Below are 14,900 nucleotides of genomic sequence, written 5' to 3' on the forward strand. Positions count from 1 at the left end.
CTAGAGGCCTCTCTTGATTCACGCCACTTTACATCAACTGATTGTCTTTGAAGCGACCGCTCGTCATGGCAGTTTTACCAGGGCTGCTGAAGAACTATCGATCACCCAACCCACCGTTTCCACCCAGATGAAACAACTGACTAAATCAGTGGGTTTACCCTTATTTGAACAGATAGGCAAACGTTTGTATTTAACCGAGGCCGGACGCAGTTTATTAGTCACCTGTCAAGCAGTCCTCAAGGATCTTGATAACTTTGAGATGGCGATCGCCGATATCAAGGGCATTAAACAGGGTAAACTGCGTTTAGCTGCGGTATCCACAGCCCAATATTTAATCCCTCAGATCCTAGGTCCTTTTTGTCAACAGTACCAAGGGGTGGATGTGTCCCTAGAATTGACCAATCACCAAGACCTAGAAACAAGGATGATCAATAATGTTGATGACCTATATATTTTAAGCGAACCCCCCCAAGAGCTAAACCTGGAGATTCAACCGTTTCTGGAAAATCCCCTCGTGGTTATTGCTCGCAAAGATCACCCCCTAGCGGGACAGAAAAAAATTCCGATTAAACGACTGCAAGGGGAACCTTTTATTATGCGGGAAATGGGATCGGGAATTAGACGGGCAGTACAGCAAATTTTTCTCGACCATGGCATCACCGTATCTCTGCGTTTGGAAATCGGCAATAATGAAGCCATTAAACAAGCGATCGCTGGTGGTTTAGGAATTTCAGTTCTGTCTCAGCACGTCTTAAATTTAGATAATCCCAATGGGGAATTTACCATCCTTGACGTGGAAGATTTTCCCATCCAACGCCATTGGTATGTGGTTTATCCCAAGGATAAAAAACTATCTGTGATCGCCAAGACTTTTCTGGATTATCTCCTCAATATTCAGCCCCAATCCCTCTTAAAGGTCAAAATTTCTAGATGAGAAACCCCATCTTTGTTGAAGATGGGGTAAGGTAAAAATCAAATCAATCTAAACAGTAACAGGTTCTCGATCGAGGGGTTTAACGCGATCGAGCAGTGCTTGCAACTGTTCCCCTTCAATCACCTCTTTACTGAGGATTTCTTGGGCAATTTCTTCGAGTAAATCGCGATTTTGAGCAAGGATATCCAGGGCCTGCTGATGACCATTTTCGACAATCTCTTTCACTTCATTATCGATCGCTTTGGCCGTATCATCGCTCACCAAGCGCCGGGGATTCATCATGCCATCTCCCAGAAAACTATTCTGTTGACCTTTTTCGTAGGCTAGAGGACCCAAGGTCTTACTCATACCATAGGTCGTCACCATGCGTTCGGCCAAGTCCGTCGCCCGCTGCAGGTCATTAGCAGCCCCAGTAGTAATACTACCAAAGATAATTTCCTCGGCGGCCCGACCGCCTAAAAGAGTAGCAATTTGGTCGCGTAATTCCGTATCATCCATAAGGAAACGGTCTTCCGTGGGCATTTGCAGGGTATAACCGAGGGCTGCCATACCGCGAGGCACGATCGAAATCTTAGCAACTTTACCACCCCCCGGCATAACTGCACCGACGAGAGCGTGACCAACTTCGTGATAAGCGACGATTTTCTTCTCTTTTTCCGAGAGAACCCGGCTTTTCTTCTCTAAACCGGCCACTACCCGCTCGATTGCCTCATTAAAGTCCTCTTGGGCGACGGTGCTGCGTTGATTGCGGGCTGCCAATAAAGCGGCCTCATTGACTAGATTAGCTAAGTCAGCACCAGCAAAACCGGGGGTACGGGTAGCAATCTGTTTTAAATCCACATCTGAGCCTAATTTTACCTTACCTGCGTAGATTTCGAGGATTTTTAAGCGTCCAGCCAGATCGGGACGATCAACTAACACTTGGCGATCAAAACGGCCGGGGCGTAAAAGAGCGGGATCAAGAGTTTCTGGGCGATTAGTAGCGGCCAGCACGATTACCGTCGCATCACCAGCGTTAAAACCGTCCATTTCCGTCAATAATTGGTTTAAAGTCTGTTCCCGTTCATCGTTACCCCCCATAAAATTACCGTTAGCGCGAGATTTACCGATCGCGTCTAATTCATCGATAAAAATAATACAGGGGGCTTTTTTCTTGGCCTGTTCAAACAGATCTCGCACTCGGGCCGCACCTGCACCGACAAAGAGTTCCACGAATTCCGACCCCGAGATACTAAAGAAAGGAACTCCCGCTTCTCCCGCGACTGCTTTTGCCAGCAGGGTTTTGCCTGTCCCCGGCGGACCGACTAGGAGGACACCCTTGGGAATCCGCGCCCCGATTTGAATGTAACGTTGGGGATATTTAAGAAATTCGACGATTTCTGCCAATTCGGTTTTCGCTTCTTCCACACCGGCCACATCTTTAAAAGTGGTTTTGGTGGTATCTCCTTCCACATAGACTTTAGCGCGACTTTTGGTAATCGATAAAGCCCCGGCTGGACCACCGCCACCGCTGCGAGCGAGGAAAAATTGCCAAATACCGACAAAAATCAGGGGAGGAATCACCCAACTAAGGACACTGCCAATCCAGCCATTTTTTGGCGGTGGCGCGGCGGCGAATTCTACGCCCTTGGCTTCTAGACGTTTGGGCAATTCTAGGTCAAAAATCGGTGTAGTGCTGAAAATTCGTCCGTAGTTGCCCTCTTGGTCGTTTTTAAGCTGATAACGAATCTCATTCTGTCCCACGGATACCCTAGCGACGTTGCCATCTTCCACTTGGTCGATAAAAAGACTATAGGGAACTTTGGGGACGCTAGGGCCAAATAATTGCGGGAAAAGAAGGTTAACAATCAGAAATAAGCCGCCTACGGCTAATAAAACATTACCGATCAGGCGAGATTGTGAAGGAGGTTTGCTTTTTATACTCATTGCTGGGCCTGATTGATTAAAATTAGTCTCTATCCTCTCCTCATTGTAGGCTGTTGACTGCTCAAGTTCAGATTGAATCAGGCGGGGGATTACCGTCGTCTTCGGGCGGTTTTTGCCCTAGTAAAGCCTCTAGACGGGTTTGGGCAAGCTCAAAATCCGGCGCAATCCCTAAAGCTTTTTGATAACAGGCGATCGCTGCTTGGGTTTCGCCTAAATTTTCTAGGGTACTGCCGCGATTGTACCAAGCTTGATAAAAATTATCGTCCGCTTCTAGCACCTGTTGCCAACATTCTAAAGCCTCTTGCCAACGTTGCAGTCCGTATAGGGCGCTGCCTCTAGCGTTAATGACTTGGTGATCGTTGGGGGTGATTTCTAGGGCGCGATCATAACTATTTAAAGCTTCTTCGTAGTTACCGATCATGGCTAAGGCACTACCACGATTATGCCAGGCCGAGGCTAATTGGGGATCGATCGTCAAGGCCTGTTCCCAATCGGCGATCGCATTTGACCAATTGCCTAAATTTGCCTGTTCTAAGCCCTGATTAAACCAATCTTCGGCAGTTTCAGGGTTTTTACCCTCCTGGGGGGAAAATTGAGCGATGAGACTATCAATAATGCTTTCTGCGTCCTTATTTTCGATGCCCAATTGTTCGGCCATTTGGCCCGCTAGGGTAGGATCGTTTTGCAGACGGTCAAATAATTCATCGAGGGTCAGGGTTTCTAATTGGGGATTTTCTGGGTCAGCACCGTTAAAATCGCTAGTTTCACCCGAATATGAGAGATTTTCTGGGGGTTGCGGCTGGGAATAACTGCCCGGGGCCTCATCGTCGCCGGCGTATTCCCAGATTAAAGTGGCAGTTTCTTTGGTGTAGAGTTGATAACCGATCTCGTAGGAAGCTTCACCAATACGTTCAATCCCGGGGAAAGCGCGAGCTAATTCTCCCAAACGGATCATTCTGGTGGCGAGAAGTTGGTTAAGGGAAGCGGAGGATTGCAGACGGCTCCCAAAGCGCTCTAACCATTCTACCCAATCTTTTTGCCGACCTCGATCGCCCAATTTCTCAAAAAATCTCAGAATTCTGCCTTCGTGCCAACCGTGGGACACTCCATCGAGTAACTGCATATAGAGAAACTCGTAGTCTGTATCGGTTAGGGGAACAGATTCGATCGCTTGTACTCTCCCCTTTCCCCCTTGTCCCCCCAAAAGTCGGGTAAAAAAGTTTTCGATCGCACGCCAAAGTTTTCTTAAAAGTCCCTGCATTCTAATCTCGACACTGGTTTTATTAATCTTGCAAGCATCACCCAATTAGTCTAGCAGTTATCAGTTATCGGGGATTGACTCTCCCCCGCTAACCGCGGAGCGCGGTGTAGCGGGGGATTCTCGGTTCTTAGGCTTTTAACTAGATCGACCGAGTTTAACCCAGTCGATCCCCGTCAAATCGCCTCCGCGAGCGTTTTCTAACACGGTCAGTCCGACCGCGTTTTTTCCTCGGTTCTCAATTACCTTCGCTGATGCCGTATCTCTCGGTTCAATGTGGCCGCAAGAATCACACCGGTGAACTCTTTCCGATAACGCTTTTTTACCAGTAATTGCGCCACAATTCGGACACTCTTGCGAGGTTCCGTTTTTATCAACCTTAAGATAATATTTTCCCCGTTTCCAAACAACCAATGGTAGTATCTCGTTAATAAAACTACCAATACCTGAATCCAGAGATTGTTTTCTAACGATCCCTCTAGACCAGGAAACGAAGTTAATATCTTCAACAAAGATATTATCAGCGAGATCGCAAAGGTAATGAGCTAACTTAAAATGCCAATCTCTACGAGTATTAGACACTTTTTCGTGTAATCTCGCTATCTTATCTTGGAGTTTCAACCAATTGTTCGAGCCTTTGACTTGATGTTTCAAGCGTCTTTGTAGCAATTTAAGCTTACTCTGTACTTTCAACAAAAATCGAGGGGCTTTGATTAAATCTCCCCGTGAAGTAGCGACAAAACTCTCAATTCCCGCGTCAATTCCTAAACAGGTCTTCCCTACTGTCATATCGGGAACTAATTCCGTAGATTGGAAAGAAACCAAAACGTAAAATCCCGACGCTTTTTGGATAATTCGAGCTTGTTTAGGCTCAAACCCAGACGGGTACTTCCTAGATTTCCTAATCCGAATTTTTCCCAATTGTGGAAAATTTAAGTATTCGTCACCTAAGAAGTTTTTTGACAGCGCAGGAAAAATAAAACTTCGCATCTTTTTCTTAAATCTAGGAAAGCCGAAGCCTTTCGATTTCATGTGGTCAAACGCTTTATCTACAGTTTTTAAAACTTGCTGTAATACTTGAGCGTTAACTGTCTTTAATATCGGGTAGACTTTTTTAGCTTCCGTTATATTTTTAGCTTGAACGAAGTAATTTGGATAGGGTTGATCCGCAGGAATTATGTACTCAGAAACTAGCGAACAGCGATCCGCAAGACACTTTCGAGAGTTTAACCAATCTTTCCGTTCCGAGAGCGCGTAATTATAAACGCTCTTACAAACATCAAGAATGTGGACAATCTCTCGTTCCTGTTTCTTGTTCACCTTTAGTTTGTACTGGTAGGTAAGCGTTATCACTGTCGTTAGTTTCGTGATGTGATGTATAGTTAAATTGTAACACTTACTGCCTAGTATATCAACTAATTACAATCATGGACCAAACTAATCGCTAACCTTAAAACAGTTAGTAGTCGCTTAATTAGACAAGAATTTCCGGATTTGGCGGCAAAGTATTTCGACAACAAACCCTATTTTTGGGCGGGAGCTTATTTCGTGGCTAGTTGTGGCGACGTTACTGTCGAACAACTAAAAAAATACGTCGAGAACCAAAACTCCCCGAAAGTGGAAACGCTACCGCGTTAGTTTTATTCTGGTCGCGACTCATCTCCCGTTAACCGCTACGCGGTTTAACGGGAGTCCTCTCGCGACCTTGAGATAGGGGTGAGGGGTGGGGCAGATTTTTCAGGGATCGGTAAACAGTAAACAGTGAAAATACTCCTCACCTAATACCGCTTACCGATCACCGATAACTTAATTATTGGCCATTACCCAATTAACTAGAGTGCGGACGGGAAAACCGGTGGCCCCGGAATTATTAACGCCATTTTCTTTATCGCACCAGACCGGTCCTGCGATATCTAGGTGGAGCCAGGGAGTATTATTAATGAATTGCTTCAAAAATAAAGCGGCTGTAATGGAACCGCCGGGGCGCGGGCCGGTGTTTTTCATATCGGCAATTTGAGACTTCATCCCCTCGAAATATTTTTCTTCTAGGGGCATTGGCCAGAATTTTTCGCCGGCTAATTTAGCGGCCTCTTGGAGTTGAACAGTGAGACTCTCATCGCTACTCCATAAACCGGCGATATCGTCCCCCAAAGCGATGACACAGGCCCCAGTTAAAGTGGCTAGATCTACGATCGCATCCACCTCTAATTTTTCCGCAAAAACCAAGCCATCGGCCAGGGTTAATCGTCCCTCGGCATCGGTGTTATTGACTTCAATAGTTTTGCCATTAGAAGCGGTTAAAATGTCCCCAGGGTGCATAGCGCGACCACTAATCATATTTTCCGTAGCCGGACAGATAAAGTGTACTTCCACTTCTGGCTGTAATTGGGCGATCGCCTTGGCTGCCCCTAGGGTGGCGGCACCACCCCCCATATCCATTTTCATGGTTTCGATGCCGCTGCCGGCCCCTTTAATATTCAAACCGCCGGAATCAAAGGTTAAACTTTTACCGACGATTGCTAGTTTACGTTTCGGGGCTACTTGGGGTTTATAGATTAAATGAAGGAATTTCGGGGGAATATCCGAGGCTTTGGCCACTCCAAGGAAGGCTCCCATGCCCAAGCTTTCGCATTCTTCCTGTTCCAGAATTTTGAGACTTAATCCGTATTCGGCGGCAATTTGCTCGGCGGTTTCTGCCATGGTTAGGGGGTGACGGTGTTAGCGGGAGCATTGACTAATTCTCTGGCCAAAATCACTCCGGAACAGATTTGCTCGGCCTTGACGATCGCTGATGTTTGCTCTCCTAAACCCAATAACTCGACGGTTTCTAATTTGGCTCCTTTTTCCTCTTTAGTGGACTTGAAGCGGGTATCCTGATGATTGGCCAGCAGCAGCCCTTCTGCGATTGCTCCGGCAGTGGCGGACTGATCGCCAACTACCGGTAAACTGATGGCCAGAGCTTGGCTTTTTTGTTGTTTGGCCAGACGAGCGATGGCAGCGGCCGCTAGACGCAGGGTTTGCAGGTCGAAATCAGTAGTTTTTCCCAATCCCACCAGGATTAATTTGCGAATCGGACCACCACCTAGACGAGTCGCCGCACTGCTGCCTAATTTTCCCTCGAATTCCGTCTCGGAGATGAGCTCCCCTAGGTTTCCCCCTAGTTTATCGTTTAATTCTGCCAATTCTCCTGCAATCTCGATGGTTCCTTCTGGTAAACCTAGGGCTAAAGTATCTCCTGTCCAAGTAAGGAGCGAGGTGTCAGTCGATCGAATATCCATTCTTTATCTCGATAATTCTTTGCAAATTGCTTCTATTAATCACTATACTGTAAGCTCTATCAGTTATCATCGATCATCTGTTGAGGTTTAGTGGCTCCCTGTCAAGAATCAAGGTCTAGCTCTTGCTAAAATCATTGTCCCTGATTGCTGATGCTGACTGGGGATAACTGCCATGGGTTCCACTACTTAGAAAAAATTACCAAGTTTGTGTTGATCACTCAAGGAGAAATTTTTATGGAAATATCTCGTCCTAATCAAGTAGAATTAACCGCAGAAGAACAACAGGAACTAGAAAAGTTGCGAGCTATTATCGAACAGGCTAGTGTTGATGGCGTGATCACTCAAGGGGAAAGGGAAAGAATCGCCCTAGCTATGAGGTCTGATGGTAAAGTGACCCTAGAAGAATTAGAGTTAGTCAGAACTTTAATTACCGAAAAAGTGAGCAAAGGGGAATTAGTTCTTGATTATCTTTAAACTCTGGAAAATCGGATAAAAAAAAAGACGGGGTTTTCACCCCGTCCTATTTGTTAAGAATTATGACAAATCCTTGACTTGTGATACTAATTGTGCTACCACATCTTGAGCGCTACCAAAGAGCATAAAGGTTTTAGGATTGTAGAATAATTCATTTTCTACCCCAGCAAAACCCGATCGCATACTGCGCTTAATCACGATCGTGTGCTGTGCCTTATCCACGTCGAGAATCGGCATTCCATAAATCGGACTAGCTTTATCGTGACGGGCAGCGGGATTAACCACATCATTCGCCCCAATAATTAACGCCACATCAACGCGCTCAAACTCAGGATTAATATCATCCATATCGTAGAGTTGCGGATAGGGAACATTAGCTTCGGCCAATAATACATTCATGTGGCCGGGCATTCTTCCTGCCACGGGGTGAATAGCATATTTAACCTCAACGCCATTTTTTTCCAACTGTTCAGCCAATTCTCGCACTGCGTGTTGTGCTTGGGCCACCGCCATGCCGTAACCGGGTACAATCACCACAGAACGCGCATAACCGAGCATCATTGCCCCTTCTTCTGAATCAATAGCATGAACTGATTTATCAAGGCTAGAAGTGGCGCTCGCTTCGCCTCCAGCACTAGCACCTGTACCAAATGCCCCAAATAGTACACTAGCCAGCGATCGATTCATGGCTTTACACATGATCTGAGTCAGGATAATCCCCGACGCACCCACCAAAGCACCAGCGATGATCAACATACTATTCATCAGGATAAAACCGACTACGCTGGCGGCAAGTCCCGAAAAAGAGTTTAAGAGCGAGATAACCACGGGCATATCGCCGCCGCCGATGGGAAGCACGAATAAAGCCCCGAAAATTAGGGAAAGTGCCACCAAGGTCAGGAAAACATCGATCGAGGTGGGATCAAAAAAGAGATAGACACTACCCCCTAAAAAGGTGAGTAGCAAGAGAATGTTAAAGGGTTGTTGGAAAGGAAAAGTTACGGGCGCGCCACTGATTAATTCCTGTAATTTGGCAAAAGCGAGGACACTACCGGTAAAAGTGACACCGCCGATCAATATACCCAAAATAGCGATCAGTATCGAGTCAAAGGCAATATTTTCACCACTTTGCAGTAAACGCCAGTATTCGCCAATGGCAATTAAAGCACTGGCAGCACCGCCTAAACCGTTAAAAATCCCCACCATTTGGGGCATAGCTGTCATCGGGACTTTTTGCGCCGAAACTAGGCCGATAATCGAGCCAATCACTAACGCCACGGCGATTAAACCATAGCTGAGGATTTCTTGATTGATTAAGGTGGCAATAATGGCGATTAGCATCCCGATGGCAGCCAGAAAATTGCCTTGACGGGCGGTAGCGGGGGAAGATAATTGTTTAAGACCGATGATAAATAAAATGGCGGCAAGTAGATAGGACAACTCGATCCCTGTGATAAGGGCATTATTCATGATTTAGCCTCTTTTTTCTTGAACATTTGCAGCATTCGATCGGTAACGACAAAACCACCGACCACGTTAACCATCGCCAAAATAACGGCAATTAACCCTAAAATTACGGTTAATTGGTGCCAATCCGTGCCTCCGGCGATGAGGAGCGCACCGACAACGGCGATACCTGAAATTGCATTCGCTCCCGACATCAGGGGTGTATGGAGAGTGGGAGGAACTTTATTGATCACCTCGAAACCGACAAAGGAAGCGAGGACAAATACCACTAAAGCGGTTAAAAGTTGGGCAGTCATTGGTTAAGTAAAAAGGGGATAGGGTTTGGGGATAGGGAAGTGGGGTGATGGGGGATTGGGGAAGTGGGGGATTGGGGAAGTGGGGGATTGGGGAAGTGGGAATTATGAATTATGAATTATGAAGTGGGGAGAACAAAGCTGCCTTCTGACTCCTGACTCCTGACTCCTAACTCCTGACGACCGACTCCTGATAGCTAAAAAGCGGATAACTGTTCACTGAGGGCGGATTTAATGCGTTGGTTGCGGATTTCGCCAGCGTGGGTGACACAGGCACTATCAATGATGTCATCGGCAAAATCGAGGTTTAAACCGCCCTCTTTGCTGACTAAAAGCTGTAGCAGCATTTGCAGGTTTTTGGCGTACATCTGGCTGGCATTGGTGGCCACTGTGGCAGGAAGATTAACGGCTCCAACGATTTTTACCCCATTTTCGATGATTTCTCGTCCCGGTTGGGTGTAGGCGCAATTTCCGCCCTGTTCCGCCGCTAAATCAACGATTACCGCCCCCGCTTTCATGGTGGCGATCATTTCTTTGGTGACTAGCAGCGGGGCCTGTTTCCCTGGTACTTGGGCGGTGGTGATCACCACATCAGCCCGCTTAATTGGTTCCGTTAGGGCTTGACAAATGCGCTCCTGTGTGCTAAGAGAAACCTCTTTGGCGTAACCGTTATCGGCGACGGTATCTTCTTCTAGGGGCATTTCAATAAATTTCGCCCCGACACTCTGCACTTCTTCTTTGACTTGGGGACGAATATCAAAAGCCTCCACCACTGCCCCAAACGGCGGGCGGTGGCGCAAGCTTGCAATCCGGCAACTCCTGCCCCCAATACCAGCACCTTGGCTGGGGCAATCGTACCGGCGGCGGTAGTCATCATCGGGAACATTTTCGGCAGCTGCACGGCGGCGAGGAGTACCGCTTTGTAACCGGCGAGGTTAGCCTGAGAGGAGAGGGCATCCATACTCTGGGCGCGACTACTGCGGGGAATTAATTCCATGCTCAAAGCGGTGATCCCGCGATCGGCTAATTTGGCAATGCGCCGGGGTTGACGCAGGGGATCGAGAAAGCCGATGAGAATACCCCCATTTTTGAGGCGATCGATCTCGCTATCGCTAGGAGGGACGACTTTGAGAATAATATCGGCAGTTTCATAGATATATTCGCTGTTTTCGCTCAGGGCGGCTCCCACGGCACTATAGGCACTATCGGCAAAGTTGGCACTAATTCCCGCCCCATTTTGGACAATTACCTCAAATCCCGCCTTGACTAAACGGGCGACGGTATCCGGCACTAGCGCCACCCGCGCCTCGCCTTGGTCACTTTCTTTGATTACGCCGATTTTCATGGCTGGGTTTCTCCTTAATAAGTCCTTCTCTTGTCTTATGCTGTTAGGGTAAGGGTTTCGTTAAATGCGATCGATCCCCTGGGATAATTTCGAGTCAAAATTGCTTTTCACTTCCATCCTAGCTATCCTCACCTTTCTGGCTCTTTTTCGGGCTAAATCTTAGGATTATCTTCAGAATTAAAGGGTTTTGAGCGCCATTGCTTGAGATTTTTTTATAATTATGAGGTACAAAGCTTTCGTTCTGGGGAACGCCGAAACGCTTAACATTAGACGATATTCTGTCCTAGATACCAGATTAATTTATACTTCATATTTATGAGAAAGGCTGTAAGCTGTTCCTCAATTCTCCCTGACCGAGATTATAAACTAATAAGCAGAGAGACATTAAGGATAACATCTGACTGACGGACACATTTTTCAATACAAAGACAAGTACTGTTATGTGAAAGCCTCAAACTCCTGAATAAAAGAAAAGGTAATTTTGCCATAATAATCCTGACGAGCTTTGCGAGAAGAGCCAACAGGGAAAAGGGTCAACAGAAAATAAGTGGTCAAGTCGCAAGAAGGGACGCGCCTTATGAACAACTCCCGCCAGCCAACGTCAACCAATTTTCAAATAACTCAAACCACGCCGAAAATGAGCATCAACCTGACGGCGAGAGCCAGATTGTTGAACCGCCATGCCAGTTAAAGTAGCAAAGAGAATAGAAATGGCAACAATGAGATAGAGACGTTCTAAACAAGCAGCAGAGCGAACACGAGAATGTTCCCAGTCAAAAACGCCCGATTTACTGCCCTTGAAAGAGATGTTCAATGGGAAAACGAAGACCATACTGCCAGAAGGTGTCAAGGGTAGGAGGTTCATCGCTCAGAATTGCCCAATTATCCTTAACCCCTGGAACAGAGGCTAAAGCAAGATGAGCAGTGATTCTAGCCTCCTGCCAGACTTGAACGTTGCGATCAAAGCAGGCTTGCCGTTTGGGAGGATAGAGTTCTCTGACCTCATAGCCAAAACCCCGACGGCGAACACCGTAAATGAGGGTATCGCAAGGTAAGCGAAGACACCAATGCCAAGTATTTTTCCTGAGCCATTGAATTAATTGCTGATTGGCAAAGCCTCGGTCGGCTAACAGCATGACATTCTCAAAGCCCTGAAGATAGCCTTTGGCTCTGTCCAACAAGGGTTCGTATTTCTCAAAAGCTAGGCTGGCACTACCATGTTCTAATCCCATCCACATCAAGGGACGGCTCTCCCCCCGCAGACCACCGCTAGATAGACAAAGCAGTATTGATTCCACAACAGAGTGGTATCTATTGCTAGATACAGTCTTTCCCCCTTCTCCTTCCAAGTCTCGATGGCTTTCAATATTAAGGGGATGTATATCTTTTCCACCGCTACTCTTCCATTCTGGCAAAAGCGATTCCACCGTCTCTGATAACTATTGGCTTGTTCGGCTCTGCTTTGTACAAAGGGTTCCCATCTGGCTTGATTGAGACTTTGACTACTGAGTAGGGCTGTCACCATCCAACTGAGGACGGTTAAATGTCTTTTATCCACAAATCGGCTTCCTTGTTCTAGATAGGAATAAACTTGGGAGAAGATTCTGTTCTCGGTTTTCATCTTGTAGGGATTCTTGCTTTTTCCCTATCTACCCAGATATTTTTCTTTTTGGCAACCCTTGTCTTGTCAGGTTTTGACCCACTTGTGTCCGTCAGTCAGGGATAACATTGCCTCGATTCTTTGTGAGATTTTGAAAAAAAACTATTGTGCTATCCATTAAGAAATTACCTTAAAGTTTCTAAAATTAATGACAAAGGCAAATCGAGGGCTTGAGCAATTTGTTCAGCAGTTAGCCCTAATTGCACCAGTCTGGGAACGGTTTCTAGTTTTGCTTCTTTTAATTTTTCTTCAATTATCAAGTTTTCGGTTTCAATTATATCAGAATTATCCGTGGCTAAGTTTTCAGGAGATTGAGGGGAGTTAGGACAAAAATTAAGTTTGTCAATTTGTCCAGAATTAACCAAGTTATTGCTACTATTAGTAATTATTAATCTTTCAATTGCTGATCGAACATTTGATTTGTTTAAATCTTCGCCTAATGCTTCTGAGAGAATGTGCCAAAGTTCATAGGCTTTATCTCTAGCATGACCTTCACTGCATTTATAATCTTGGGCGATTTGAGCATATTTATAACCATTAAAAACGCTTTTTAAAATCCCCAATTGTAAAGTATCTAGGTGTTTTCCTGTTTGCCTAAAAACCACCTCATCAATAAGTTTAAAAATCTCTTGAGTATCCATGTTAATGACTTTTTTGCCCTCAGCTAGATTACCGTCATTATCCGTTATTATCCGACTTTTGTAAAGAGGCTTAATAAAAATCCCGACAATATCCGTTGTTTACCGTTTAGTAACTAGCATTTAATAAATAAAAAAATGAAGAATTAATTAAAGAACATATTGATAGTCGATCCAAATGTTATTTTTATGTTAGTCGGATAGACTAAAAACATCAAATGAAAGTAGAGTGTTAAATATGGCGAAAATTGACGGTATTCAATTACCTGCTGACTTAAGTGGTAGCTTAGGAGGCACTCCTGAAGAAGCTGCCAAAGTCTTTTTATCTGCAGCAAGTAAAGGTTTAGCTAAAGTTATTGCTGATGCACTTGTGGATGCAGTGGGAGAAACCATAGGAGATGGTGCCGCTCCTGATTGGACAAAATTAATTACAGGTGCTGCAATTAATCTAGACTGGGAAACACCTCCTAAAACTCTTCCTCAGAGAGTAGTTACCCTTGCTCAGACGGGGGAAAATGCTCTAGGTGGTGTGTCTGTTGGAATTTCTATTAATGCTACGTTTTAGAATCACTGTTCTAATGATAATCAAGAGTAACAAAGTTATGCTGCTGAGTTACTCTTTTTCCAATTACTTTATATCACTCCCAGAAAAAATCGATGCCTTTAAGAGTTGAACAAGGAAAGCCGATCATTTTACAAGCAGCAGCTTTTGTAGCTTTTGTCAGCGATGATACCCTAGGGCAAGCCACTAGAATTAACAAAATCACTTGGATTAAACAAGAACAAACCCAATGGTGTTGGGCGGCTTCAATGCAGATGGTTTTTCAGCAAAATGATGACATCACAACACAGCAATGTAACCTTGCCAATGTTGCTTTTGAATTAACAGGTTGTTGCAGTTCACCTAATAGTTCATTATGCAATAAACCCTTGCCGATTCTTAATATTGCTCCTATGTGGGTAAGGTATAGTTTTAATCCAATTTATATTAATGGTTTGATTGAATTTACCACCTTACAAACTGAACTTGATAATCAACGTGCAGTAGAAATCGGTTTTAAATGGAATGGAGGAGGAGGTCATGCTGTTTTAGCAGTCGGTTGGGATATAATTGATTCAGTCCCCCAGGTCATCATTTATGATCCTTGGCGGGGTGAAATAATTATTCCCTACGATCGAGTTAAAACTGCCTATGGCGAAGGTCAATGGCGATGGACATGGATTAATATTAGGAGATAAACTAAAATGGCACATTTTAAAACTTTACCCGATGACGTTTTAACTCAATTACAAAGAAAAGTAGGTTTTAGCTTGTCTAGAATAACTGAGTCTCTCGGTGCAGTTTCCCCTGCTTTGCATGAAAGTGTAGATGTCTGGAATCTACCCGCAAATGCAGTGGTTGAACCAAGCAACGATTTAACCCGTTTAGCTCGTCCATCAGGGCAATGGCATCTGCAAGTAAAATCAGATAATACCCCGATCGCCTATGCTCGCTCTAGCAGCCTTGGCAGTGAACCTACAGATTGGTCTGTGGATGGAATTTTTCAATCGGAATTAGCAGAAAATTCGATCAAGCTATTAGCTGGATTGATGAAAATATCCCTGAAGAAAATATCATAGTCAGATT

Annotated in this window: 14 protein-coding genes and 3 pseudogenes; 6 read left to right on the plus strand and 11 right to left on the minus strand. The window is 45.3% G+C overall.

Annotation, left to right across the window (positions count from 1 at the left end; genetic code table 11):
• Positions 1 to 13: 13 nt before the first annotated feature.
• Positions 14 to 934, plus strand: coding sequence for a LysR family transcriptional regulator (locus VL20_RS08945; RefSeq protein WP_052276285.1), 921 nt, complete (start codon positions 14 to 16; stop codon positions 932 to 934).
• 48 nt (positions 935 to 982) lie between these two features.
• Here VL20_RS08945 and ftsH4 read toward each other — a convergent pair whose 3' ends face one another.
• The 3 genes from ftsH4 to VL20_RS08960 form a co-directional block, all read right to left on the minus strand.
• The gene (gene ftsH4, locus VL20_RS08950; protein WP_002785593.1) at positions 983 to 2,860 is read right to left on the minus strand and encodes an ATP-dependent zinc metalloprotease FtsH4; all 1,878 of its coding nucleotides are present in this window, start codon (positions 2,858 to 2,860) and stop codon (positions 983 to 985) included.
• Between the two features lie 67 nt (positions 2,861 to 2,927).
• The gene (locus VL20_RS08955; protein ID WP_052278417.1) at positions 2,928 to 4,121 is read right to left on the minus strand and encodes a tetratricopeptide repeat protein; all 1,194 of its coding nucleotides are present in this window, start codon (positions 4,119 to 4,121) and stop codon (positions 2,928 to 2,930) included.
• Between the two features lie 135 nt (positions 4,122 to 4,256).
• Positions 4,257 to 5,471: an RNA-guided endonuclease InsQ/TnpB family protein gene (locus VL20_RS08960; protein ID WP_052276286.1), complete on the minus strand. Its 1,215-nt coding sequence runs from the start codon at positions 5,469 to 5,471 to the stop codon at positions 4,257 to 4,259.
• 78 nt (positions 5,472 to 5,549) lie between these two features.
• On the opposite strand from VL20_RS08960, the pseudogene VL20_RS27880 reads away from it, so the two are divergent.
• Positions 5,550 to 5,756, plus strand: a pseudogene (locus VL20_RS27880) (IS200/IS605 family transposase); the annotation flags it as partial.
• Positions 5,757 to 5,924: 168 nt separating this feature from the next.
• Here VL20_RS27880 and VL20_RS08965 read toward each other — a convergent pair.
• Positions 5,925 to 7,396: pseudogene (locus tag VL20_RS08965) on the minus strand (leucyl aminopeptidase).
• A gap of 234 nt (positions 7,397 to 7,630) precedes the next feature.
• Between VL20_RS08965 and VL20_RS08970 the strand changes: the two are divergent.
• Positions 7,631 to 7,870 (plus strand): hypothetical protein, encoded by a 240-nt coding sequence (locus VL20_RS08970; RefSeq protein ID WP_044034906.1) that lies wholly within the window; start codon positions 7,631 to 7,633, stop codon positions 7,868 to 7,870.
• A gap of 60 nt (positions 7,871 to 7,930) precedes the next feature.
• Here VL20_RS08970 and VL20_RS08975 read toward each other — a convergent pair whose 3' ends face one another.
• The 7 genes and pseudogenes from VL20_RS08975 to VL20_RS08995 all read right to left on the minus strand — a co-directional run bounded on the left by VL20_RS08975 (position 7,931) and on the right by VL20_RS08995 (position 13,276).
• Positions 7,931 to 9,340, minus strand: a complete 1,410-nt coding sequence (locus VL20_RS08975) for an NAD(P)(+) transhydrogenase (Re/Si-specific) subunit beta (RefSeq protein ID WP_002757688.1) — start codon at positions 9,338 to 9,340, stop codon at positions 7,931 to 7,933.
• Positions 9,337 to 9,633, minus strand: coding sequence for an NAD(P) transhydrogenase subunit alpha part 2 (locus tag VL20_RS08980; RefSeq protein WP_002785583.1), 297 nt, complete (start codon positions 9,631 to 9,633; stop codon positions 9,337 to 9,339). Before VL20_RS08980 ends, VL20_RS08975 begins: the two co-directional genes overlap by 4 nt.
• Positions 9,634 to 9,827: 194 nt before the next feature.
• A pseudogene (locus VL20_RS08985) lies at positions 9,828 to 10,975 on the minus strand (Re/Si-specific NAD(P)(+) transhydrogenase subunit alpha).
• Between the two features lie 601 nt (positions 10,976 to 11,576).
• Positions 11,577 to 11,789: a hypothetical protein gene (locus tag VL20_RS32440; RefSeq protein WP_052275239.1), complete on the minus strand. Its 213-nt coding sequence runs from the start codon at positions 11,787 to 11,789 to the stop codon at positions 11,577 to 11,579.
• Entirely contained in the window at positions 11,764 to 12,273 is a 510-nt protein-coding gene (locus tag VL20_RS32445) for a transposase (protein WP_284526061.1), read from the minus strand. Before VL20_RS32445 ends, VL20_RS32440 begins: the two co-directional genes overlap by 26 nt.
• Positions 12,213 to 12,596 (minus strand): hypothetical protein, encoded by a 384-nt coding sequence (locus VL20_RS32450; RefSeq protein ID WP_284526062.1) that lies wholly within the window; start codon positions 12,594 to 12,596, stop codon positions 12,213 to 12,215. Before VL20_RS32450 ends, VL20_RS32445 begins: the two co-directional genes overlap by 61 nt.
• A gap of 164 nt (positions 12,597 to 12,760) precedes the next feature.
• A complete protein-coding gene (locus tag VL20_RS08995) occupies positions 12,761 to 13,276 on the minus strand; it encodes a helix-turn-helix domain-containing protein (protein ID WP_052276287.1) in 516 nt (171 codons plus the stop codon).
• Between the two features lie 235 nt (positions 13,277 to 13,511).
• On the opposite strand from VL20_RS08995, the gene VL20_RS09000 reads away from it, so the two are divergent.
• The 3 genes from VL20_RS09000 to VL20_RS09010 all read left to right on the plus strand — a co-directional run bounded on the left by VL20_RS09000 (position 13,512) and on the right by VL20_RS09010 (position 14,893).
• Complete coding sequence (locus VL20_RS09000) at positions 13,512 to 13,838, plus strand: hypothetical protein (RefSeq protein ID WP_052276288.1); 327 nt, start codon at positions 13,512 to 13,514, stop codon at positions 13,836 to 13,838.
• Positions 13,839 to 13,930: 92 nt separating this feature from the next.
• Positions 13,931 to 14,512, plus strand: coding sequence for a papain-like cysteine protease family protein (locus VL20_RS09005; RefSeq protein ID WP_052276289.1), 582 nt, complete (start codon positions 13,931 to 13,933; stop codon positions 14,510 to 14,512).
• A 6-nt stretch (positions 14,513 to 14,518) separates the two neighbouring features.
• Positions 14,519 to 14,893 (plus strand): hypothetical protein, encoded by a 375-nt coding sequence (locus VL20_RS09010; RefSeq protein WP_052276290.1) that lies wholly within the window; start codon positions 14,519 to 14,521, stop codon positions 14,891 to 14,893.
• Positions 14,894 to 14,900: the final 7 nt, after the last annotated feature.

Source organism: Microcystis panniformis FACHB-1757 (assembly GCF_001264245.1).
GTDB lineage: Bacteria > Cyanobacteriota > Cyanobacteriia > Cyanobacteriales > Microcystaceae > Microcystis > Microcystis panniformis.